This is a genomic window from Phenylobacterium sp. Root700 (assembly GCF_001429025.1).
Taxonomy (GTDB): domain Bacteria; phylum Pseudomonadota; class Alphaproteobacteria; order Caulobacterales; family Caulobacteraceae; genus Phenylobacterium.
This window is the reverse complement of sequence record NZ_LMHT01000031.1, coordinates 12,377-31,793: the sequence shown is the minus strand read 5'-3', so window position 1 is coordinate 31,793 and position 19,417 is coordinate 12,377. Positions and strand designations below refer to the sequence as shown.

Annotated in this window: 23 protein-coding genes; 7 read left to right on the top strand and 16 right to left on the bottom strand. The window is 68.7% G+C overall.

Translation table 11 applies throughout. The features are described from left to right. Position 1 precedes the first annotated feature (1 nt). Both ASE02_RS15780 and leuB read right to left on the bottom strand, forming a co-directional pair. Positions 2 to 331, bottom strand: a complete 330-nt coding sequence (locus ASE02_RS15780) for a DUF6481 family protein (protein WP_056735503.1) — start codon at positions 329 to 331, stop codon at positions 2 to 4. 140 nt (positions 332 to 471) lie between these two features. Beyond that, positions 472 to 1,524 (bottom strand): 3-isopropylmalate dehydrogenase, encoded by a 1,053-nt coding sequence (gene leuB, locus ASE02_RS15775; RefSeq protein WP_056735502.1) that lies wholly within the window; start codon positions 1,522 to 1,524, stop codon positions 472 to 474. A 260-nt stretch (positions 1,525 to 1,784) separates the two neighbouring features. Here leuB and ASE02_RS15770 point away from each other — a divergent pair, with 260 nt between their 5' ends. Both ASE02_RS15770 and mdoH read left to right on the top strand, forming a co-directional pair. Further along, the gene (locus ASE02_RS15770) at positions 1,785 to 3,302 is read left to right on the top strand and encodes a glucan biosynthesis protein (RefSeq protein ID WP_200957702.1); all 1,518 of its coding nucleotides are present in this window, start codon (positions 1,785 to 1,787) and stop codon (positions 3,300 to 3,302) included. Continuing rightward, positions 3,290 to 5,248 carry a glucans biosynthesis glucosyltransferase MdoH gene (gene mdoH / locus ASE02_RS15765; RefSeq protein ID WP_082602141.1) on the top strand — a complete coding sequence of 653 codons (1,959 nt, stop codon included), beginning with the start codon at positions 3,290 to 3,292 and terminating at the stop codon, positions 5,246 to 5,248. Before ASE02_RS15770 ends, mdoH begins: the two co-directional genes overlap by 13 nt. Before the next feature lie 3 nt (positions 5,249 to 5,251). Here mdoH and ASE02_RS15760 read toward each other — a convergent pair whose 3' ends face one another. From ASE02_RS15760 to leuC, 5 genes are read right to left on the bottom strand one after another with little or no spacing between them, the layout of a single operon-like run. Next, the gene (locus ASE02_RS15760; RefSeq protein WP_200957701.1) at positions 5,252 to 5,554 is read right to left on the bottom strand and encodes a putative quinol monooxygenase; all 303 of its coding nucleotides are present in this window, start codon (positions 5,552 to 5,554) and stop codon (positions 5,252 to 5,254) included. Next, entirely contained in the window at positions 5,551 to 6,162 is a 612-nt protein-coding gene (gene leuD / locus ASE02_RS15755; protein WP_056735500.1) for a 3-isopropylmalate dehydratase small subunit, read from the bottom strand. The genes ASE02_RS15760 and leuD overlap by 4 nt, the downstream gene beginning before the upstream one ends. A gap of 56 nt (positions 6,163 to 6,218) precedes the next feature. Continuing rightward, complete coding sequence (locus ASE02_RS15750) at positions 6,219 to 7,076, bottom strand: VOC family protein (protein ID WP_056735499.1); 858 nt, start codon at positions 7,074 to 7,076, stop codon at positions 6,219 to 6,221. After that, positions 7,073 to 7,768: a hypothetical protein gene (locus ASE02_RS22560; RefSeq protein ID WP_056735498.1), complete on the bottom strand. Its 696-nt coding sequence runs from the start codon at positions 7,766 to 7,768 to the stop codon at positions 7,073 to 7,075. Before ASE02_RS22560 ends, ASE02_RS15750 begins: the two co-directional genes overlap by 4 nt. Continuing rightward, a complete protein-coding gene (gene leuC / locus ASE02_RS15740; RefSeq protein WP_056735497.1) occupies positions 7,768 to 9,192 on the bottom strand; it encodes a 3-isopropylmalate dehydratase large subunit in 1,425 nt (474 codons plus the stop codon). The genes ASE02_RS22560 and leuC overlap by 1 nt, the downstream gene beginning before the upstream one ends. Positions 9,193 to 9,276: 84 nt before the next feature. Between leuC and ASE02_RS15735 the strand changes: the two genes are divergently transcribed. Both ASE02_RS15735 and ASE02_RS15730 read left to right on the top strand, forming a co-directional pair. Further along, positions 9,277 to 10,179, top strand: a complete 903-nt coding sequence (locus tag ASE02_RS15735; RefSeq protein ID WP_056735496.1) for a LysR family transcriptional regulator — start codon at positions 9,277 to 9,279, stop codon at positions 10,177 to 10,179. A gap of 3 nt (positions 10,180 to 10,182) precedes the next feature. After that, positions 10,183 to 10,725 carry an AAA family ATPase gene (locus ASE02_RS15730; protein WP_056735495.1) on the top strand — a complete coding sequence of 181 codons (543 nt, stop codon included), beginning with the start codon at positions 10,183 to 10,185 and terminating at the stop codon, positions 10,723 to 10,725. A gap of 25 nt (positions 10,726 to 10,750) precedes the next feature. On the opposite strand, the gene ASE02_RS15725 is transcribed toward ASE02_RS15730, so the two are convergent. Continuing rightward, on the bottom strand, positions 10,751 to 11,572 hold the full coding sequence (locus tag ASE02_RS15725) for an acyl-CoA thioesterase II (RefSeq protein ID WP_056735494.1): 822 nt from the start codon (positions 11,570 to 11,572) through the stop codon (positions 10,751 to 10,753). A gap of 162 nt (positions 11,573 to 11,734) precedes the next feature. Between ASE02_RS15725 and ASE02_RS15720 the strand changes: the two genes are divergently transcribed. Continuing rightward, positions 11,735 to 12,133, top strand: coding sequence for a GFA family protein (locus ASE02_RS15720; protein WP_056735493.1), 399 nt, complete (start codon positions 11,735 to 11,737; stop codon positions 12,131 to 12,133). A gap of 25 nt (positions 12,134 to 12,158) precedes the next feature. Here ASE02_RS15720 and ASE02_RS15715 read toward each other — a convergent pair whose 3' ends face one another. The 5 genes from ASE02_RS15715 to trmD all read right to left on the bottom strand — a co-directional run bounded on the left by ASE02_RS15715 (position 12,159) and on the right by trmD (position 15,197). Further along, a complete protein-coding gene (locus tag ASE02_RS15715) occupies positions 12,159 to 12,857 on the bottom strand; it encodes an SDR family NAD(P)-dependent oxidoreductase (protein WP_056735492.1) in 699 nt (232 codons plus the stop codon). Continuing rightward, positions 12,854 to 13,426, bottom strand: a complete 573-nt coding sequence (locus tag ASE02_RS15710) for a 2-hydroxychromene-2-carboxylate isomerase (protein WP_056735491.1) — start codon at positions 13,424 to 13,426, stop codon at positions 12,854 to 12,856. The genes ASE02_RS15715 and ASE02_RS15710 overlap by 4 nt, the downstream gene beginning before the upstream one ends. After that, on the bottom strand, positions 13,423 to 13,932 hold the full coding sequence (locus ASE02_RS15705; protein WP_056735490.1) for a helix-turn-helix domain-containing protein: 510 nt from the start codon (positions 13,930 to 13,932) through the stop codon (positions 13,423 to 13,425). The genes ASE02_RS15710 and ASE02_RS15705 overlap by 4 nt, the downstream gene beginning before the upstream one ends. Positions 13,933 to 14,069: 137 nt before the next feature. Continuing rightward, the gene (gene rplS, locus ASE02_RS15700) at positions 14,070 to 14,459 is read right to left on the bottom strand and encodes a 50S ribosomal protein L19 (RefSeq protein WP_056735489.1); all 390 of its coding nucleotides are present in this window, start codon (positions 14,457 to 14,459) and stop codon (positions 14,070 to 14,072) included. Positions 14,460 to 14,504: 45 nt separating this feature from the next. Continuing rightward, positions 14,505 to 15,197: a tRNA (guanosine(37)-N1)-methyltransferase TrmD gene (trmD, locus tag ASE02_RS15695; protein WP_056735488.1), complete on the bottom strand. Its 693-nt coding sequence runs from the start codon at positions 15,195 to 15,197 to the stop codon at positions 14,505 to 14,507. Between the two features lie 135 nt (positions 15,198 to 15,332). Here trmD and ASE02_RS15690 point away from each other — a divergent pair, with 135 nt between their 5' ends. Then, positions 15,333 to 16,193 carry an acyl-CoA thioesterase gene (locus ASE02_RS15690; protein WP_369818577.1) on the top strand — a complete coding sequence of 287 codons (861 nt, stop codon included), beginning with the start codon at positions 15,333 to 15,335 and terminating at the stop codon, positions 16,191 to 16,193. Positions 16,194 to 16,253: 60 nt separating this feature from the next. Continuing rightward, complete coding sequence (locus ASE02_RS15685) at positions 16,254 to 16,448, top strand: hypothetical protein (protein WP_056735486.1); 195 nt, start codon at positions 16,254 to 16,256, stop codon at positions 16,446 to 16,448. A gap of 10 nt (positions 16,449 to 16,458) precedes the next feature. Here ASE02_RS15685 and rimM read toward each other — a convergent pair whose 3' ends face one another. From rimM to ffh, 3 genes are read right to left on the bottom strand one after another with little or no spacing between them, the layout of a single operon-like run. Further along, the gene (rimM, locus tag ASE02_RS15680) at positions 16,459 to 16,995 is read right to left on the bottom strand and encodes a ribosome maturation factor RimM (RefSeq protein WP_056735485.1); all 537 of its coding nucleotides are present in this window, start codon (positions 16,993 to 16,995) and stop codon (positions 16,459 to 16,461) included. Between the two features lie 29 nt (positions 16,996 to 17,024). Continuing rightward, positions 17,025 to 17,603, bottom strand: a complete 579-nt coding sequence (gene rpsP, locus ASE02_RS15675) for a 30S ribosomal protein S16 (RefSeq protein WP_056735484.1) — start codon at positions 17,601 to 17,603, stop codon at positions 17,025 to 17,027. Positions 17,604 to 17,623: 20 nt separating this feature from the next. Next, entirely contained in the window at positions 17,624 to 19,150 is a 1,527-nt protein-coding gene (ffh, locus tag ASE02_RS15670) for a signal recognition particle protein (protein WP_056735483.1), read from the bottom strand. Between the last annotated feature and the right edge of the window lie 267 nt (positions 19,151 to 19,417).

The following is a 19,417-nucleotide window of genomic DNA, read 5'->3' as shown; positions in this document are numbered from 1 at the left end:
GTTATTTGCGGCGCTGTTTACGGGCCGCGTAGCGGGCGTCGCGGGCGGCCTTTTGGGCGGCGCGCGTCTCCAGCTCGCGGGTCTCGTTGTCGAACGCCTCCACCTCGGCGCGAAGCGCGTCGGCTTCGGCGGCGATGCGGCGCTTCTCGATACGCTCAGCCTCGCGCGTAGCGCGAAGCTCAGCGAGCTCGGCGGCCTTGATGGCGGCGCGGTCGGGAGCGACAGGGGCGGTGACGGTCGGCTTGACTTTCATCTTCGCCAGGAGGGCCTTCTTGGCCTCCAGCGAGGTCGCCGCGCGGTCGTTGAAGCTATTTTTCTTGAGGTCTCTCATGCCGGCGTCCCCATGTCGCATCCGCCGGAAAAAAGCAACAGAATCTCGGTGCGCCGGTTCGCCGCGCACCCGTCTCTGTGGCACCCGTGCACGTCAGTTCTGAGCCCGCGGGCCGCCCTCGCAGGCGGCCCGCAGCGGCTCTAGAGGGCCGCCAGCACCGCGTCGCCCATCTGGGTGGTGGAGAGCGACCCGCCGAGGTCGCGGGTGCGGGCGCCGCCTTCCAGGGCCTTGATGACCGCGCCGTAGAGTTGGTCGGCGGCTTGCGTGCGGCCCAGCGACCAGCGCAGGGCCATTTCGAAGGATAGGATCGCCGCCAACGGGTTGGCGAGGTTCTGACCGGCGATGTCCGGGGCCGAACCGTGGATCGGCTCATAGAGGCCCGGCTTGCCCGGCAGGCCGAGGGCCGCCGAGGGCAGCATGCCGAGCGAGCCGGTCAGCTGGGCCGCGGCGTCGGACAGGATGTCGCCGAACAGGTTGTCGGTGACCATGACGTCGAACTGCTTGGGGTTCTTGACGATCTGCATGGCGGCGTTGTCGGCCAGGATGTGCTCCAGCTCGACATCGGCGAACTCGCGCTTGTGCAGGTCGGTGACCACTTCGCGCCACAACAGGCCGGAGTCCATCACGTTGGACTTCTCGGCGGAGTGGACCTTGTTGCGGCGGCCGCGGGCCAGTTCGAAGGCCACGCGGGCGACGCGCTCGATCTCCATGGTCGTGTAGACCTGGGTGTCGACGGCGCGCTTGCCGCCTTCCGGCAGCTCCTCGATGAAGCGGGGCGAGCCGAAATAGATGCCGCCGGTCAGTTCGCGGACGATCATCATGTCCAGGCCCTCGACCAGCTCACGCTTCAGCGACGAGGCGTCGGCCAGGGCGTTGAAGCACAGGGCCGGGCGCAGGTTGGCGAACACCTCCATGCCGGCGCGCAGGTTCAGCAGGCCAGCCTCGGGGCGCTTGTCGCGCGGCGCGCCGGCCCATTGGGGGCCGCCCACCGCGCCCATCAGCACCGCCTTGGAGGCCTTGGCGGTCGCCAGGGCTTCGTCGGTCAGCGGCACGCCGTGCGCATCGTAGCTGCAGCCGCCGAACAGACGCTCTTCGATGGCGAGATCGGGCGTCAGGGCCTCGGCGACGCGGCGGACCTGGGCGGTGACTTCCGGGCCGATGCCGTCGCCGGGCAGAAGAAGCAGGTCGGTCATGTGGGAGCCCCCGTTCTGGTCACGCCTAGAGCCGGCGTTTGGAGGCGATCTCGTAGGCGAAGACGGACCGATGGAAAACCCCCAAGGCGAAGCGCCACCTTGGTTTCGTGGGCGTGGGGCGACCATCGCTGCGACAAATCGAGGCGAATGACGGCTTTCCAATGGGTGTTCCGGCGAAAAACCTGACCCCGCCTTGGTTTCGCCCCATCGAGTCCCGAGACGGTCCGATCGCGAAAAACTCACCCCCTGCTGGAAGACGCGTGCTCGAACGATCGCCAGGACAAGCCCGGCCTAGCCGCCCGACCCGTCGTCACGTGATCGCCGCCGCGCCGCTGGCCGCGCTGGGCGTGGGGCAGGCCGCGCACGCCGCAACGTCGCGCGGCTTTGGCGAGGCCGACGTCCAGGCCCTGGCCCGCGATCTGTCGCGGCGCCCCTACAGCGCGCCGTCCAAGGCGCTGCCGCAGGCCTTGTCCACGTTGGACTACGACGCCTATCGCGACATCCGTTTCAACCCGGACCATGCCCTCTGGAAGGCCGAACGCCTGCCGTTCCAGTTGCAGTTCTTCCATCGCGGGGGACTGTTCCGCGAGCAGGTCGATCTCTTCGAGCTGCATGACGGTCGTCCGACCCCGATCGCCTATTCCACCGACCTGTTCAATTTCAAGCGCGGCGCGCCCACCGGCCTGTCGCCGCAACTGGGGTTCGCCGGCTTCCGCATCCATGCGCCGATCAACAAGGCCTCCTACTATGACGAGGTCGCCGTTTTCCTGGGCGCGTCCTACTTCCGCGCCGTGGCCAAGGGCATGCTCTACGGCCTCTCGGCCAGGGGCCTGGCCATCGGCACGGGCGGCCCGGAGGAGTTCCCGATCTTCCGCTCGTTCTGGATCGAGCGGCCCTCGCCCGGCGCGCGCAGCCTGACGATCCTGGCCCTGCTGGACAGCGTCAGCTGCGCCGGGGCTTTCCGGTTCGTGGTGACGCCGGGGGACGCGACGATCTTCGACGTGAGCGCCAGGATCTTTCCGCGTCGGCCGATCGCCAATGTCGGGATCGCGCCGCTGACCAGCATGTTCCTGTTCTCCGGCGACGCGGCCCGGCGGTTCGATGATTTCCGGCCCCGTGTGCACGACTCCGACGGCCTGTCGGTGGTCAACGGCCAGGGCGAGCGGCTGTGGCGGCCGCTGGTCAATCCCAGCCTCGTGCAGACCAGCGCCTTCCAGGACAAGAACCCGAAGGGCTACGGCCTCATGCAGCGCGAGCGGCGGCTGGACGCCTACCAGGACCTGGAGGCGCGCTACGACCTGCGTCCCAGTCTGTGGGTCGAGCCGAAGGGCGCTTGGGGGCCGGGCCAGGTGCGGTTGGTCGAGCTGCCGACCCGCACCGAGTACGAGGACAATATCGCCGCCTTCTGGACCCCGGCCGCGCCGCTGCGCGCCGGCGTCCCGGCGAGCTTCGCTTATCGTCTGCATTGGGGGCCGGAGCGGCCCCCCGCCGGCCTCGCCCGTGTCGCGCAGACCCGGTCCGGCGCCGCGGCCGCCAAGCCGCGCCGGCGCTTCGTGGTCGACTTCGACCTGCCGAGCGCCGACGGCGTGACGGCCCAAGTCACGACATCGGCCGGTGCGGTGCTGGACACCCATTTGTCACCTAACCCAGAGACCCGCGGGGTGCGGTTGAGCTTCGAGTTTGACCCGGCCCAGGCGCGCGGCGCCGACCTGCGCGCGCAATTGCTGCGGGCTGGAAAACCCTGCTCGGAGGTGTGGCTGTACCGATGGATCGCGTAACCGCCCGTTCGCCGGCTCGGCCTTGGAAACCAAGGACCGGCCCCGCCCTGCGCAGCCTGCCGCCGCGCCGGCCGTTGGCCATGCCCGTCCAGGACCTGGAGCGGGACACCATGGGCCAGGCCTGCCTCGGTTTCACCGACAGCCGCGCCTGGCGCCGCACGCTGGTCGTCGGCCTTACGGCGGTTTCGACGCTGGGCGCCACGGGCGTCATGGCGCGGCTGCTGGCGCCGAAGGGCTTCGCGATCGCTGATGGCCTGATGCTGGCCCTGTTCGCCTTGCTGTTTTCCTGGGTCGCCTTCGCCTTCATCAGCGCGGTGGCGGGGTTCGTCCTGATGTGGCGGGCGCGTGATCTGGAGCCCTGGCGGCCCCAACCGATCATCTTCACTCGCACCGCCCTGCTGATGCCGACCTACAACGAGGATCCGGGCCGGATCCTGTCGGGGGTGCAGGCCATCTACGAGGAGCTCGAGGCCCTGGGCGTGGCCGAGCTCTACGACATCTTCGTCCTGTCCGACACGCGCGACGCGGCGATCGCCCAGGCCGAGGCGACCGGCGTGCTGCGGCTGCGCCTGAAGCTCGACGCGCCCGATCGCATCTTCTATCGCCGCCGGGCGCTGAACCTGGACCGTAAGGCCGGCAACATCGCCGATTGGGTCATGCGGTCCGGGGCCGGCTATGAGTCGATGATCATCCTCGACGCCGACAGCCTGATGACCGGCGACACCATCCTGCGCCTGACCGCCGCGATGGAGCGCGACCGCCGGGTCGGCCTGATCCAGACCCTGCCGTCGATCATCGGCGCCTCGACCCTGTTCGCCCGCCTGCAGCAGTTCGCCGCGCGCATCTACGGCCCGGTGATCGCCCAGGGCCAAGCCTGGTGGTCGGGGGCCGAGGGCAACTATTGGGGCCACAACGCCATCATCCGCACCCGGGCCTTCGCCGACTGCGCGGGCTTGCCCCACATCAAGGGCGGCAAGCCGTTCGGCGGCCACATCATGAGCCATGACTTCGTCGAGGCCGCGCTGTTGCGGCGCGGCGGTTGGGCTGTGCGAATGGCGCCGGACCTGACTGGCAGTTTCGAAGAGGCCCCGCCGTCCCTGCTGGACATGGCCGTGCGCGACCGCCGCTGGTGCCAGGGCAACCTGCAGCACAGCGCTGTGCTGGGCGCCAAGGGCCTGCACTGGGTCAGCCGGCTGCACCTGGCCCGTGGCGTGCTGGCCTATCTCACCGCGCCGCTTTGGCTGGCCTTCCTGGTCGTCGGCGGCGTGGTCTGGGCCCAGCAGCGTGACGCCGGCCAGGCGGTCGACGCCGCCACCGCCGGCGCCCTGTTCGCCGCGACCATGGCCCTGCTGCTCATCCCCAAGATCATGGGCGCTGTGCTGGTCGCGCGTCGCCGCGCCTCGCGCCTGGCCTGCGGCGGGACCATCAGCCTGGCGCTCAGCGTGCTCGCCGAGATCGCGATCTCGGCCCTGATGGCGCCGGTCTTCATGCTGATGCACAGCCGCGCCGTGGTCGAGGTCCTGCGCGGCCGCCACTCAGGCTGGGCGGCCCAGCAGCGCGACGAGGGCCGGCTGAAATTCAAGCAGGCCTGGCGGAGCCACTGGCTCCACACCGCGCTCGGTCTGGCCTGGGCGGGCGCCGCCTTTGCTCTGGATCCCGTGCTGCTGGTCTGGACTAGTCCGGTGGCGCTCGGCCTCGTCCTGGCCATCCCGCTCTCGATGGCGACGTCCAGGGCCGACGCCGGCGTCGGCAGCCGAAATCTCGGCCTCTTCCTCACCCCGGAGGAAGCCGAGCCGCCGGCGGTGATGCTGCGTGCGGCCGGCCTGCGCGCCCAGTACGACGCCGAGGCCCCGATCCGGGCCGAGATCGACCGGCTGTTCCGTGCGCCCGCGCAGGTCTATCGGCCTGAGGTGCAGGGCTCCACGGTCTACCTGCAGGCGGCCTGACGACTAGAGCGGTCGCTCGGCGGCGATGTCGTAGGCGCTGAGCCGGCGGTCGGACACGCCGAAGGCCGGCCAATGGCTGCGCCAGGTCGCCATGTGCGGCGTCTGGAAATGCGCATCCAGCGCGGCCTGGTCGCGCCAGGCCTCGAACACCCGGATCAGGCCAGGCTCGGCCACGTCCTCGGCGTAGGAATAGGTGATGCAGCCGTCCTCGGCGCGGCTGGCCTCCAGCATCGCCAGCATGTGCGGACGGAACGCCGCCAGGGTCTCGCGCGGAACGCGGACCGTGCCGGCGATGATCAGGGTCACGCCCGTTCCAGCCAGGGCTGGCTGATGGCGCGCTTGCCTTCGTAGACGTCGATCGCGGCGACGGCCTGCAGGGTCTCGCCGATGGCGTCCAGGCCCTTCAGCATCTTTTCCTTGCGTTGGGGGTCGATCTGGAAGGCGAACTTCTGGCCCGACGGCGAGACGACGGTCTGGCTCTCCAGGTCGACGGTGACCATGTGGTTGCCGCCCTTGGCCTCCTCCATCAGCGCCTGCACCTGATCGGGCGCCAGCACCACGGGCAGCAGGCCGTTCTGGAAGCAGTTGTTGTAGAAGATGTCCGCGAAACTGGTGGAGATCACGCAGCTGATCCCGAAGTCCATCAGCGCCCAGGGCGCATGCTCGCGCGAGGATCCGCAGCCGAAATTGTCGCCGGCCACCAGCACGCCCACGCCCTTATATTCGGGGCGGTTGAGGATGAAGTCGGGCTTCACCTTCCCCTCCTCGTCGAAGCGGAAGTCGTAGAACAGCCCCTTGGACAGCCCTTCACGTTCCACGGTCTTCAGGAACTGCTTGGGGATGATCTGGTCGGTGTCGACATTGGCCAGGGGCAGGGGAGCGATCTTGGCGTCGAGCTTGGTGAAGGCTTGCATCGGTTCGTCTTAACAGAGGTTCGGGACTGTGGGGACCTAAGGCAGGCGTCAGTTTATCACGCTTCGGCGTCTTGCTGGATCATCAGGGCCGGGGCGGCGGGCACGCCGGAGCGGACGGTGAAGACCTTGGTGCCGGGCTTGCGGCCGACGCGGACGTCGGAGACGTCGAAGCCGGCCGCGGCGATGCGGGCCTGCACGGCGTCCGGGTCAGCGACCCGCCAGGCCAGGCCGCCGAAGCGGTCGGGGGCGTCGGAGGCCGGGGTCTTCAGGCTGGCGCCCATCTCCACCACGGCGTCGCCGCAGCGGAAGAACAGCTGGCGCACGCCCCAGTCGGCGTTGGATCGGTCGAGCCGCAGGTCGAGGCCGAGCTTGGCCCCGTAGATCGCCAGGGCGCGGTCCGGATTGCTGGTGTGGATCACCACGTGGTCGAGCTGGGTGACCGCCGCGGCCTCGCCCTGCGAGGGCGGCGAGAGCGGCCAGGCCACGCCGTCGCGCGGCGGGGCGATCAGCAGGATGTTGAGGCCGCCGGTGTCGGCGGGATCGAGGCCCGAGCTGGTCCAGTAGCGCTTGCGACCGTCGTCATGGGTGGAGCGGACGGGTCCGGGCGTCCGGCCGCCGATCCCGCGCCGGCCGAGCAGCTTGGCGGCCGCCTCAATGTCGGGGGTCGTGAAGGCCAAGGCCCAGATGCCTTCGCCGTGCTCGGCCAGGTGTTTGCGGATGGTGTCGCCGAAGGCGCCCTCGCCGTGCGGCGCGATCACGTCGAGCGCCATGTTCGGCAGTTGGAACCAGGCGTGCCGCGCTCCGCCGTCGCCGCCGATCCAGTTGGGCTCGCGGCCCAGCAGGGCGGTGTAGCCGGCCACGGCGGCGCCCAGGTCGCTCACCGCCAGGGCGACGTGGTCGAGGCCGGTGATCACCTGTCGGCCTCGCCATCGTGGCCAAGCAGCAGGCGCGTCGAGACCAGCACGAAGGCGGCGGTGTAGAGCAGCAGCGCCGCCAGCAGGCCGCCGCCGAACGCCAACCTGATCGTCCGCTGCCGGACGGGGCTGACCAGTTCCTGGCCGGCGACCTTGAGCCCGAGCATCCGCTTGTTCAGAACCTCGGCCTCGACGGGCGATCCGGCCTTGAGGCGGAGCAGCGGGGTGGGGCTGCCGCAATTGCGCTGCAGCCGGCACTGCAGCAGCAGCGGATAGGCGGCGTTGTCGAGATCGATGGCGTAGCTTCGCCCGAAGGCGCCGATCTCATCGACCGCCTGCAGGCGCCCGCGAACGGTCTGGCTGGGGCCGAAGTCGGCGAGGAAGCCGGTCGTGAAGACCCATAGGCCGGCGACCAGGACCGGCGCGCACAGGGCGACCATCGCGGCCTCGACCGGCTTGTCGAAGCGGGCGCGGTCGTCGAACAGCACCTGGCTCTGCCGGGCGCGGAAGATCACCGCCAGCAGGCCGACCGCCGCGAAATAACCGCCGATCAGCAGCAGGGGGCCTTGCCCCAAGCCGCCCGGACCGACGTTGGTGTCCATGCCGACATAGTTCGCGACCAGTGCGCCAAAGCCGGCGCACAGGATGGGAAGCCCCCACCAGACAAGGAAACTGGTGCGGGCGCTCATCATCAGATGAAGTCTCTCACATCGGCGATATGGCCGGCGATGGCGGCCGCGGCGGCCATGGCTGGACTCATGAGGTGGGTGCGGCCTCCGCGGCCCTGACGGCCTTCGAAGTTGCGGTTGGAGGTCGAGGCGCAGCGCTCGCCCGGCGCCAGGCGGTCGGGGTTCATGCCTAGGCACATCGAACAGCCCGGTTCGCGCCAATCGAAGCCGGCGGCCTTGAAGATGGCGTCCAGGCCTTCGTCTTCGGCCTGGGCCTTCACCAGGCCCGAGCCCGGCACGACCATGGCCCGCACGTGCGGCGCGACGAGCTTGCCGTGCAGGAAAGCGTGCTGGACGACCTGGGCCGCCGAGCGCAGATCCTCGATGCGGCTGTTGGTGCAGGAGCCGATGAACACCACGTCGATCTTGGCGTCGGTGATCGGCTGGCCGGCCTCCAGGCCCATATAGGCCAGCGCGCGCTCGACCGAGGCGCGCTTGTCGGTGCTGGCGAAGGCGCCTGGGGTCGGGACGGTGTCGCTGATGGCGATGACGTCCTCGGGGCTGGTGCCCCAGGTGACCAGCGGCGCGATCTTGGCGGCGTCCAGCCGGACCTCGCGGTCGAACACCGCGTCGTCGTCGGAATAGAGCGTCTTCCAATAGGACAGGGCGACTTCCCAGGCGCCGGCCTTCGGCGCGGCGGGACGGCCCATCATGTAGTCGTAGGTGGTCTGGTCGGGGGCGACGAGACCCGCGCGGGCGCCGCCCTCGATGGTCAGGTTGCAGAGCGTCATCCGCCCTTCCATTGACAGTCCGCGGATGGCCTCGCCGGCGAATTCAATGACGTAGCCGGTGCCGCCGGCGGTGCCGATCTCGCCGATGACGGCGAGCGCGAAGTCCTTGGCGCCGACGCCCGGCGCGGGCGCGCCGTCGATGGTGACGCGCATGTTCTTCGACTTCTTCTGCCGAAGGGTCTGGGTCGCCAGGACGTGCTCGACCTCGGAGGTCCCGATGCCCTGGGCCAGCGCCCCGAAGGCGCCGTGGGTCGAGGTGTGGCTGTCGCCGCAGACGATGGTCATGCCCGGCTGGGTGCGGCCCTGCTCGGGGCCGACCACGTGGACGATCCCGTTGCGGATGTCGCCCATCGGGAAGAACTCGATGCCGTTGTCCTTGACGTTGCGCTCCAGGGTCTGGAGCTGCAGGCGCGCCTCTTCATCGGCCACCGCGCCGACGCCGAGCGCCTGGCCTTCGGTGGGGATGTTGTGGTCGGCGACCGCGAGCGTCCGGTCCGGACGGCGCACGGGCCGATGCGCCGCGCGAAGGCCTGCGAAGGCCTGCGGCGTGGTGACCTCATGGATGAGGTGCAGGTCAATGTAGAGGATCGCCTCGCCGTCGGTTTCGTCGACGATGTGGGCGTCCCAGATCTTATCGTAAAGTGTCTTGCCAACCATGGGCGGCATCTAGTTCCGGCGCGGCCCTAAAGTCCAGTATCAGGCGTAATTGCCGATGACGCTGGATCAGTTATTCATAGGCGCATGGCGAACGCCGATTGGGATCTGTTCCAGAGTCTGCACGCCGTGCTCCAGGCCGGAAGCCTGTCGGCGGCCGCGAAGTCGCGGGGCCTGACCCAGCCCACCTTGGGGCGCCACATCGAGGCGCTTGAGCAGAAATTGGGCGGGCCGCTGTTCCTGCGCTCGCCGCGCGGCCTGACCCCGACGGACCTGGCTCACCAACTTGAGCCGCATCTGGCCGAGATGTACGCCGCCGCCGCCGCGGCCCTGCGCGACGCCTCCGGTGCGGCGGACTCGCTGAAGGGCGCGATCCGCATCACAGCCAGCCAGATCATGGGGACCGAGGTCCTGCCGCCCATCCTGGGCGCCTTCCGGCGTCTGCATCCTGAGATCGACATCGAGCTGGTGCTGTCCAACAAGGCCGAGGACCTGTCGCGCCGCGACGCCGACATCGCCGTGCGGATGATGCGCCCGACCCAGGGGGCGCTGGTGGCCCGCAAGGTCGGCGTCGTCGGCGTCGGGTTCTACGCCTCGCCGGACTATATCGCCTGCTTCGGCGCGCCCCAGTCCTTGGCGGACATGGACGATCACACGGTGGTCGGCTTCGATCGCGAGCCGCCGGCCCTGGCCGCCCTCGCCGAGCTGGATCTGCCGTGGGAGGTCACCCGCGAGCGCTTCGCGTTCCGGTCCGACAACGATCTGGCCCAGATCGCGGCGATCCGCGCCGGGGTGGGCGTCGGCGCCTGCCAGCACCAGCTGGCCCGCCGCTATGGCCTGACCCCGGTCCTGGCCAACGCCTTCCACTTCGAGCTCGATCTGTGGATCGCCATGCACGAGAACCTGAAGGGCCATCGCCGCATGCGGTTGATGTTCGACCACCTGGTGGCCGGCTTCCAGGCCTTCATCGCCGAGGGGCGGCGGGAGTAGGGCGTGAGGGACGCTCGCATCCATGTCGTCGGCGCGTCGTCATCAGGCACGACCACCTTGGGCGGGGCGCTGGCCGAGCGCCTGGCCTGTCTCCATCTGGATACCGACACCTTCTTCTGGGAGGCGACCGACCCGCCGTTCACGACCAAGCGGCCGGTCGAGGAACGCATCGACCTGATGGAGGCGCAGATGGCGGGGCGGAGGTCGTGGGTGATCTCCGGGTCGCTGATATCCTGGGGCGACGTCTTCATCCCGCGCTTTGACCTGGTGGTCTTCCTGCACGTCCCGCCGGAGGTTCGGCTGGAGCGACTGATGCGTCGCGAGCGTGAGCGTTACGGCGCCGCCATCGAGCCGGGCGGCGTCATGCATGAGGCCCATCTGGCCTTCATCCAATGGGCGCGCGGCTACGACCAGGCTGGCTTCCCGGGCCGCAGCCTTGAGCGGCATCGCGATTGGCTCGCGAACCTGACTTGCCCGGTGCTGGAGATCGATGGGACGCCCCGCCTGGACGAGAGCGTCGAAAGGGTGCTGGCGAGCGCCGGTTGACCTCGGCGCTCGCGTTCTCGTGGGGTCAGCTCCGCGCCACGTGCAGCATGTTCGAGCCGCCGCTGGCGACCAGGACGCCTTCCGGCGTCCAGACCCGCGCCCGCCCATGGATCAGGCCATCCCCCGATTGGTCCGATTGCGCATCGACCAGCAACCACTCGGCCGCGCCCGCGGGGTTATGGAACCAGAGTGTCACGTCGAGGCTGGGGGCGATGTAGGTCGGCCGCTCGGCCAGGCCCCGATGGTGGGTGGGCCAGAGCAGGGTGTCGATCAGGATCAACGGGCGGCAAGCATCCAGAAAGGCGTCGCCCGGCGCGTAGCCGACGAAGCTGTACCACTCCTGCAGGGTCGCGGGGGCCGGCGGACGCGGCTGGTCCCAGGGCACGAACACCACCGGCTTGAAGTCGATGTTCCGCCAGAACCCGTTGATCTGGTCGGCGCCTGGGCCAAGGTGCTCGGCGAGGGTCTTCAGTCCGTCTGGATGCGGCACGTGCGGCATGGCGGCTTCGCGGGTTTGCGGGCCGTCTGCCTTGTTGGTGGTCCAGACCTGGGCCTGCAGGAAGGTGCGGCCCTTCTGCACCAGGGCGACGTTCAGCAGCCAGGCGTTACGGCCCTTCTTCATCGGCGTGACCTGGCATTCGACCTCGTCGAACTCGGCGACCGACAGGTACTGGACCGAGATGGTCGCCGGGCGGTGGTCGCTCGGCGCGACCGCCCCGGCCGCGCGCAGGGCCACCGAGGCGACATAGCCGCCGTTCGGTCCCCAGATGTTCCAGTCCTTATGCAGGACGCAGGTGAGGCGCTCGCCGTCCTGGTGGATGGCGGTGTCGATCTGCAGCTGGCCCATGCGTGTTCCCCTTGTGGCGGACGCCTGCCATAGGCCAAGCTTGCCAGGCGCGGGTAGGGCGCGGCGGGCACACGTGGTTCGGCGAACGCACTATCTGGCGTTGTTGACGGCGGGTGTTGCGCTCGCCGCACAGTGAACGGCGTTCAGGAGGCGAGAAGGCCCATGATCGAGACCCATTCCGGCGGCTGCCTGTGCGGCGCGGTTCGTTACGTGGCGCAGGGCCCGGCGATCAATGTGCGGGTTTGCCATTGTCGGCTCTGCCAGCGGGCGATCGGGGCGGCGTTCAATGTTCGCGCGCTCTACGCCGTCGCCAAGGTGGCGATCGAGGGCGAGGTGGCGAGCGCTCATTCCTCCGAGGGGCTGAAACGAGGGTTCTGCCCGCGGTGCGGCACGACGATCTTTTCGATGCGCGAGAAGCTCGGGATCATGGGCCTGACCTTTGGCAGCCTGGACCAGCCTGACGATTTCGCTCCGACCGACCACATCTGGGTCTCCAGCAAACAGGCCTGGCTGAAGCTCGACGACGGCCTGCCGCAGTATCAGGAAGGCCCGCCGACCTGAGCCGGCGGCCAACTAGGTCGCTAGGTCACCAGGTTTCGGCGTAGGGCCGGACCTCGGCCAGGAACGACCAGGCGCTCCGGGGCTGATGGGCCAGGCGAAACACCTCGTCGGCGATGTCGGCCGGGCGGATGAAGAAGTCGTCGGGGGCGGTCGGATAGCGCTCGCGCGTCCACGGCACGTCGATCACCGCGTCGATGACCAGATAGGCGACGTGCACGCCCTTGGGACCAAGATCGCGGGCCAGCGATTCCGCCAGGATGCGCTGGGCGGCCTTGGTGGGCGCAAAGCCCGCGAAGTTCGCCCGGCCGCGCAGGGCCGAGGTGTTGCCGGTGACGATCAGCGACCCGCCGCCGGCGGCGATCATGCCGGGCGTGGTCAGCCGCGCCAGGTGGAACAGGGCCATGACATTGACCTGGAAGTTCCGCTCCAGCACCTCGGGCTGGATGTCCTGGAAGCTGCCGAAGGCCCCGCCCACGGCGTTGTGGACCACGGCTTTCGGCGCGCCGAACCGGGCGATCAGGTCCTCGACCGCGGCGGTCAGGGCCGCGGCGTCGGCGACGTCGCAGGGAACCGCCAGGCTGTCCTCCAGCTCGCGTTCGAGATCGGCCAGGCGCGCGGCGTCGCGGGCCAGCATGGCGACGCGGTAGCCGTCCTGGGCGAAGCGGCGGGCGAGGGAGGATCCAGTGCCGGGGCCGACCCCGGTGATGATGGCGAGCGGTTTCATATGGCGGCTTCCAGGTTCTGACGGAGGAAATCGAGGCGGTCGTTGCCGAAGAACATCTCGTCCCCGGCGATGAAGGTGGGGGCGCCGAACACCCCGCGTTGGGCGGCTTCGGCGGTGTTGGCCGCGAGCTCGGTGGTGCGGGCGGGGTCTTCGATCATGGCGGCGGTGACGCCGAGCGGGGCGAGCAGCAGGGCCAGGTCCTCGGCGGTGTTGAGGGGCGCGTCGCCGGCCCACATCGCGCTGAAGATCAGGGCGCTCGCCTCGTCTCCCTGGCCGAGGGCGACGCCGGCCAAGGCCGCGCGCAGCAGGCGCAGGCCGTCGATCTGCGCCATGCCCGGATTGGGCGCGAAGGCTAGGCCGTAGCGCGCCGCCCAGCGGCCCAGATCGGTCCGCGCATAGCGTTGCTTCGGCGGGCAGATCACCGAGGTCGGAACGTTGCCGACCTCCTTCATCAGCGCCAGGACGTCCATCGGCCGGTAGTCGAATGACGCTGGCAGATCGGTGAGCTGGCTCTGGGCCAGATAGCTGTAGGGGCTGCGGAAATCGAAGAAGAAGGCGACGGGATTCATGCCGGGCTCCGTTGTTGGCTAAGGTGTTTGGCGAAGCGCGCGCGGACCAGGTCGTCGGCGCCGGGGCCGGGCCGCAGGCGCGCGCGTGATCGTGGCACGACGGCGCCGGTCTCGACATCGACCAGGGCCAGCTCGATCTGGCGCCCGCTCTCGCCGTCGATCAGTTCGACGGTCGGCGCGCCCAGGCCCGAGGCGTCCCAGCGGTCGCCCCACTCGCGCAGGGCGGTGGTCACCTTCCACAGATCGCGGCCCTTGGGCGTCAGGACGTATTCGAAACGCGGCGGGCGCTCCTGATAGGGGCGCTTTTCGATGAGGCCGGTGGCCTCCAGGTGCTTCAGCCGCCCGGCCAGCGTCGTGGTCGGCATGCCGGTCGAGGCCTGCAGGTCGTCATAGCGCGTGAGACCCATGGCCAGGTCGCGCAGCAGCAGGATCGCCCAACGGTCGCCGATCGCCTCCAGGGCGCCGGCGATCGAACAGGTCATTGCTGAAAAGGATTTGGTGCGCACGGGGCGACCTCCAGCTCGTCACGAGTAACTCTTATGATTAGAGTTAGTGCGCGGCGAGCCGGGTTCAAGCCCCGGAAACGAAAAACGGCGGCCGTGTCGCCACGGCCGCCGCTTGAATTTCAGTCTGCTTGGAAGCCTTAGGCTTCGGTCGTCGTCTTGGAACCCTGGGTCTGCTGACGCTCGGCGATCCGGGCCGACTTCCCGCGACGGTCGCGCAGATAGTACAGCTTGGCGCGACGGACGACGCCGCGACGCTTCACTTCGATGGAGTCGATGTTCGGGGAGTGGATCGGGAACACGCGTTCCACGCCTTCGCCGAACGAAATCTTGCGGACGGTGAAGCTCTCGTTGATGCCGCCGCCTTGACGGGCGATGCAGACGCCTTCGTAAGCCTGGACGCGCTCGCGCTCGCCTTCCTTGATCTTCACGTTGACGCGGAGCGTGTCGCCCGGCTGGAAGTCAGGGATCGCGCGGGTGGCGATCAGGCGATCGGCTTCTTCTTTTTCGAGCTGCTGAATGATGTTCATGGTCGTCTAGTCCTTGTTCACTGGGCTTTACGCGCCCTTTGCCTGTTATTTGGCGGATCGCTGCGCCCAGAGGTCTGGCCGTCGCTCCCGCGTCGTGACTTCCCGCTGCGCTTCTCGCCACTTCCGCACTTGGGCATGGTGGCCGCTGAGCAGCACCTCGGGAATCTCAAGCCCCTCGAACTCCCGCGGTCGCGTGTACTGCGGATGCTCCAGAAGCCCGTCCTCGAAACTCTCTTCACTCAAGCTCGCAGCCTGGCCGAGGACGCCGGGCACGAGCCTTACGCACGCTTCAATCGTCACCAGGGCCGCAGCCTCGCCACCGGCGAGCACCGCATCGCCGACGGCGATCTCCTCGAACCCGCGGCTGTCGAGCACCCGCTGGTCCACCCCTTCGAACCGGCCGGCCAGGACGATCAGTCCAGGCCCGTCAGCCCACTCTTTAACGCGCGCCTGGGTCAGGGGTCGGCCCCGTGCGCTCATGTACAAAAGCGGCCGGCCCCGACGGTCCACGCTATCCAGCGCAGCCGCGATGACGTCCGCTCGCATCACTTGTCCCGGGCCGCCACCTGCAGGGGTGTCGTCGAGGAAGCCGCGCTTATCCTTGGAAAATCCCCGAATGTCCACTGTTTCCAAGGTCCAGAGCCCGTGCTCGCGCCAGGCTGTGCCGATCAAAGACACGCCGAGCGGGCCCGGAAAGGCCTCTGGAAACATGGTAAGGACGGTGGCGTCGAAGCTCATGGGTCGGCTTTTGGACGAAGTGACGCAGGTTTTCCACCGTAAGCCGTGGCCGAACGCGACTATGCCGCGCCTTGCCCCTCGGTAAGCTAGGGCTTAAGCCAAGGTCTTTCGCACCGCAGCATTATTTCGAGACCGATTATGGACACCCCCGAGAGCCTGCCCGAAACCCTGTCGCTGGAACGGTTGGAAGTGAACCTGTTCCGGGGTGTGAGCCCGGAATTCGGGCCGCCGCGCATCTTCGGGGGCCAGGTGATCGCCCAGTCCCTGCTCGCCGCCTATGAGACGGTCGAGGATCGGATCTGCCACTCGCTGCACTGCTACTTCATCCGGCCGGGCGATCCGCGGGTGCCGATCGTCTTTGACGTCGACCGTTCGCGCGACGGCGGCAGCTTCACCACCCGCCGGGTGGTGGCGATCCAGAACGGCAAGCAGATCTTCAACCTCGCCGCCTCGTTCCAGGTGGCCGAGGAAGGCTTCGAGCACCAGACGCCGATGCCGGCCGTGCCGAGCGTCGACGAACTGCCCGACGAGGCCGAGCAGCAGAAGAAGAACCTGGAGAAGCTGCCCGAGGAGATGCGCAAGATGATGTCGCGCCCTCGGCCCATCGAGATGCGCGCGGTGGACGGCAATCTGTTCGGCGGCGGCAAGGGCCCCAAGCCCGCGACCCAGGACGTCTGGTTCCGGGCGCGCGCGCCGATCGGCTCGGACCCGCGCATGCATCAGGTGATCATGGCCTACGCCTCGGACATGAACATGCTGTCGACCGCCATGCGGCCGCACGGCGTGCAGTGGCAGACGCCGGGCTTCCAGTCGGCCAGCCTCGACCACGCGATGTGGTTCCACAAGCCGTCGGACTTCAATGACTGGCACCTCTATACGCAGGACAGCCCCTCGGCGACGGGCGGCCGCGGTTTCGTGCGCGGTTCGATCTATGACGCCAAGGGCGAGCTGGTGGCCTCCGTGGCTCAGGAAGGCCTGATCCGGCTGCGCAAATAGGCGCGCCACGCCCCCGGAAACTCTGGGGGCGAACCTGGCCGCAGGGTGTAGCGTCCCGGCATGGATGATCTGACCGACCGCCAGCTCGAAGCCTTGCAGGATCTGTCGCGCAAACGCGCGGGCGAGCCGGTGCCGTTCGTCAATATCGCCGACGCGCGGGCCCTGACCGAGCTGGGGCTGGCCGAGCGTAGTCGGGAAGGGTGGAACATCACCGCGGCGGGCGCGGCGCTGCTGGCGCGCCTGGCGGCGGGCTAGAGCCTGATCGCTACTCGGCGTCTTCCGGCATTTCCGGCTCGTCTTCGATGACGACCGGCGGGGCGGCGATGATCTTGCCCTCGGCGATCCGCACCTGCGGCACGGCCTCGCGGGTGAAGGGCAGCCACCAGCTGGCGCCGACCTTCGGCTGAATTTCCAGCAGGTCGCCCGCGCCGAAATCCTGGACGAGCTTCACCTTGCCCAGCAGTTCGCCGGCCTCAGTTTCCACGGTCAGGCCGATCAAGTCGGCGAGATAGAACTCGTCTTCCTCGGGCTCGGGCAGCACGTCACGGGTGATAAAGAGTTTCAGGCCGCGCATGGCTTCGGCGGCGTTGCGGTCGTCGACGCCCTTCAGGCGCGCAACGAGACCGCCCTTCACCGGCCGAGCCGAGGCGATGACGACGGCGGGCGTTCCGTCCTGCCGCAGCAGGTTGCGGTAGCTCGCGAGCGCCATCGGATCGGCGGTGAAGGTGGTGATCTTCAGTTCGCCGCGGACGCCATGGGCGCCCCCGACCTGAGCCACGAGGAGAAGCGTCGACTCGCTCACGCGTAAACTTCTCCTCGCAGCATGAAGGCTTAGCCTTCGGTCTTTTCGGCGTCGGCCGGAGCGGCTTCTTCAGCAGCGGCCGGAGCTTCTTCAGCGGCCGGAGCTTCTTCAGCGGCCGGAGCAGCTTCAGCAGCGGGGGCTTCTTCAGCAGCGGGAGCTTCTTCAGCAACCGGGGCTTCGGCGGCGGGCGCCTCGACGGCCGGGGCTTCTTCGACGACGGGTTCCGGTTCCGGAGCCGGCTGAGCGGCGGCTTCGGCGGCGGCCGCGGCGCGGTCGGCTTCGCGTTGAGCGCGCTCTTCAGCACGTTCCTTGGCCTTTTGGCCCGGCTCGGCCTTCTTCGGGTTGTTGCCGTGTTCCCACTTCACCAGGCCAGCTTGGGCCAGGAAGCGAGCGACGCGGTCGGTCGGCTGGGCGCCCTTGCCGATCCACTCTTGGATGCGTTCGATCTTCAGCACGACGCGCGTCGGATCTTCCTTCTTCAGCATCGGGTTGTAGGCGCCGACCTTCTCGATGAAACGGCCGTCGCGGGGCGAGTGGCTGTCGGCGACGACGATCGAGTAGTAGGGGCGCTTCTTGGCGCCGCCACGGGCGAGACGAATCTTGAGCATGGGTTAGTCCTTTGTAAGCTCTAGGATTTCTTGAAGGGGTTGAGGCCCGGCAGACCGCCGAGGCCCGGAAGCTTCGGGAGGCCCGAGCCGAGACCGGGCAGGCCGCCCGGCTGACCGGCGAGCTTGCCGAGTTCTTCCAGTTGTTTCGTATCGGGCGCCGGCATCTTGCCGCCGCCCAAGGCTTTCAAACGGTCCATACCGCCGCCGCCGCCCATCATGCCGGCCATACGGGCGAAGCCCTTGCCGCCGTCACGGCTCATCATCTTGAAGGCGTCGGCCATCTGGCGATGCTGCTTGAGCAGGCGGTTGACCTCGGCCACGTCGACGCCCGCGCCCTTGGCGATGCGGCGCTTGCGCGAGGCCTGCAGGATGTCGGGCTTCTTCCGCTCCAGCTTGGTCATCGAGGAGATGATCGCCTGCTGGCGGTCGAGGGTCTTGTCGGAGATGTTGGCTTCGGCGAGCTGCTTCTTGGCCTTCTGGACGCCAGGCAGCATGCCCATCAGGCCTTCCATGCCGCCCATCTTCTTCATCTGGGCGAACTGCTCGGACATCATGTCGAGGTCGAACTGGCCCTTGGCCAGCTTCTTGGCCATGGCCTCGGTCTTGGCCACGTCCAGGTCCTGGGCGGCCTTCTCGACCAGGGCGACGACGTCGCCTTGACCCAGGATCCGGCCCGCGACCCGGCGGGCGTCGAACACGTCCAGGCCGTCGATCTTTTCCGAGACGCCGAGGAACTTGATCGGCAGGCCGGTGACCGCGCGCATCGACAGCGCCGCGCCGCCGCGGCCGTCGCCGTCGGCCCGGGTCAGGACCAGGCCGGTCAGCGGCAGGCGTTCGTGGAAGGCCTTGGCGGTGCGAACCGCGTCCTGGCCGGTCAGGCTGTCGGCGACCAGCAGGGTTTCGGCGGGGCTGGAAATCCGAGCGATCTCGGCCGCCTCGCTCATCATCGCCTCGTCGAGCGTCGTGCGCCCGGCGGTGTCGAGGATCAGGACGTCGTAGCCCTGCAGGCGCGCGGCCGACATGGCGCGCTTGGCGATGTCGGTGGCCGCTTGTCCGGCGACGATCGGCAGGCTCTCGACGCCGGCCTGGGTCGCCAGCAGGGCGAGCTGCTCCATGGCGGCGGGCCGGCGGGTGTCAAGCGAAGCCAGCAGGACCTTCTTGCGGTCCTTGGCCAGCTTCAGCGCCAGCTTGCCGGCGGTGGTGGTCTTACCCGAGCCTTGCAGGCCGGCCATCAGGATCACGGTCGGCGGGTTCAGCGCGAGGTTCAGGCCCTCGGGCTCCTCGCCGCCCAGCATCTCGATCAGGCCGTCATAGGTGATCTTGACCACCTGGTCGGCGGGGCGGATCGAGCGGATCACCTCTTCGCCGGTGGCCCGTTCCTTGGCCTTGGCGATGAACTCACGAACGACCGGCAGGGCGACGTCGGCCTCGAGCAAGGCGACACGCACCTCGCGCAGGGCTTCGTCGATGTCCTTTTCCGAAAGTACGCCACGCCCCGAGAGGCGGTCGAATACCCCGGAAAGCCGATCTGTAAGTGCGTCGAACACGCGGAACTCCTATCGGCCCAAACGCAATCGACCCCCGTGGACGATCACGTCGACGGGGGGCCTCTCCGCCCTCGTCCCACATCAGTCGTGGGGGTCGTGGCGGTGGAGGGCGCGAATGCTATGCGCCAGAAGGGCGCGCTTATGCGCCTGTGGACGGTTTAGGTCAAGACGAGCGTTCCAGGCACCTCAGCTTGGGTCCCCCGGATCTCGCTTCCGCGAGCCCGGAGGATGACGAATGGGGTGATTGACATGCAACTAAATGGTTGC

Coding starts and splice junctions, on each gene's coding strand:
- ASE02_RS15780 (WP_056735503.1), bottom strand. CDS start 331: ATGAGAGACCTCAAGAAAAATAGCTTCAACGACCGCGCGGCGACCTCG.
- leuB (WP_056735502.1), bottom strand. CDS start 1,524: ATGACCGACCTGCTTCTTCTGCCCGGCGACGGCATCGGCCCGGAAGTC.
- mdoH (WP_082602141.1), top strand. CDS start 3,290: ATGGATCGCGTAACCGCCCGTTCGCCGGCTCGGCCTTGGAAACCAAGG.
- leuD (WP_056735500.1), bottom strand. CDS start 6,162: ATGCAAGCCTTCACCAAGCTCGACGCCAAGATCGCTCCCCTGCCCCTG.
- ASE02_RS22560 (WP_056735498.1), bottom strand. CDS start 7,768: ATGATGAGCGCCCGCACCAGTTTCCTTGTCTGGTGGGGGCTTCCCATC.
- leuC (WP_056735497.1), bottom strand. CDS start 9,192: ATGGTTGGCAAGACACTTTACGATAAGATCTGGGACGCCCACATCGTC.
- ASE02_RS15735 (WP_056735496.1), top strand. CDS start 9,277: ATGGCGAACGCCGATTGGGATCTGTTCCAGAGTCTGCACGCCGTGCTC.
- ASE02_RS15725 (WP_056735494.1), bottom strand. CDS start 11,572: ATGGGCCAGCTGCAGATCGACACCGCCATCCACCAGGACGGCGAGCGC.
- ASE02_RS15720 (WP_056735493.1), top strand. CDS start 11,735: ATGATCGAGACCCATTCCGGCGGCTGCCTGTGCGGCGCGGTTCGTTAC.
- ASE02_RS15715 (WP_056735492.1), bottom strand. CDS start 12,857: ATGAAACCGCTCGCCATCATCACCGGGGTCGGCCCCGGCACTGGATCC.
- ASE02_RS15710 (WP_056735491.1), bottom strand. CDS start 13,426: ATGAATCCCGTCGCCTTCTTCTTCGATTTCCGCAGCCCCTACAGCTAT.
- rplS (WP_056735489.1), bottom strand. CDS start 14,459: ATGAACATCATTCAGCAGCTCGAAAAAGAAGAAGCCGATCGCCTGATC.
- trmD (WP_056735488.1), bottom strand. CDS start 15,197: ATGAGCTTCGACGCCACCGTCCTTACCATGTTTCCAGAGGCCTTTCCG.
- ASE02_RS15685 (WP_056735486.1), top strand. CDS start 16,254: ATGGATGATCTGACCGACCGCCAGCTCGAAGCCTTGCAGGATCTGTCG.
- rpsP (WP_056735484.1), bottom strand. CDS start 17,603: ATGCTCAAGATTCGTCTCGCCCGTGGCGGCGCCAAGAAGCGCCCCTAC.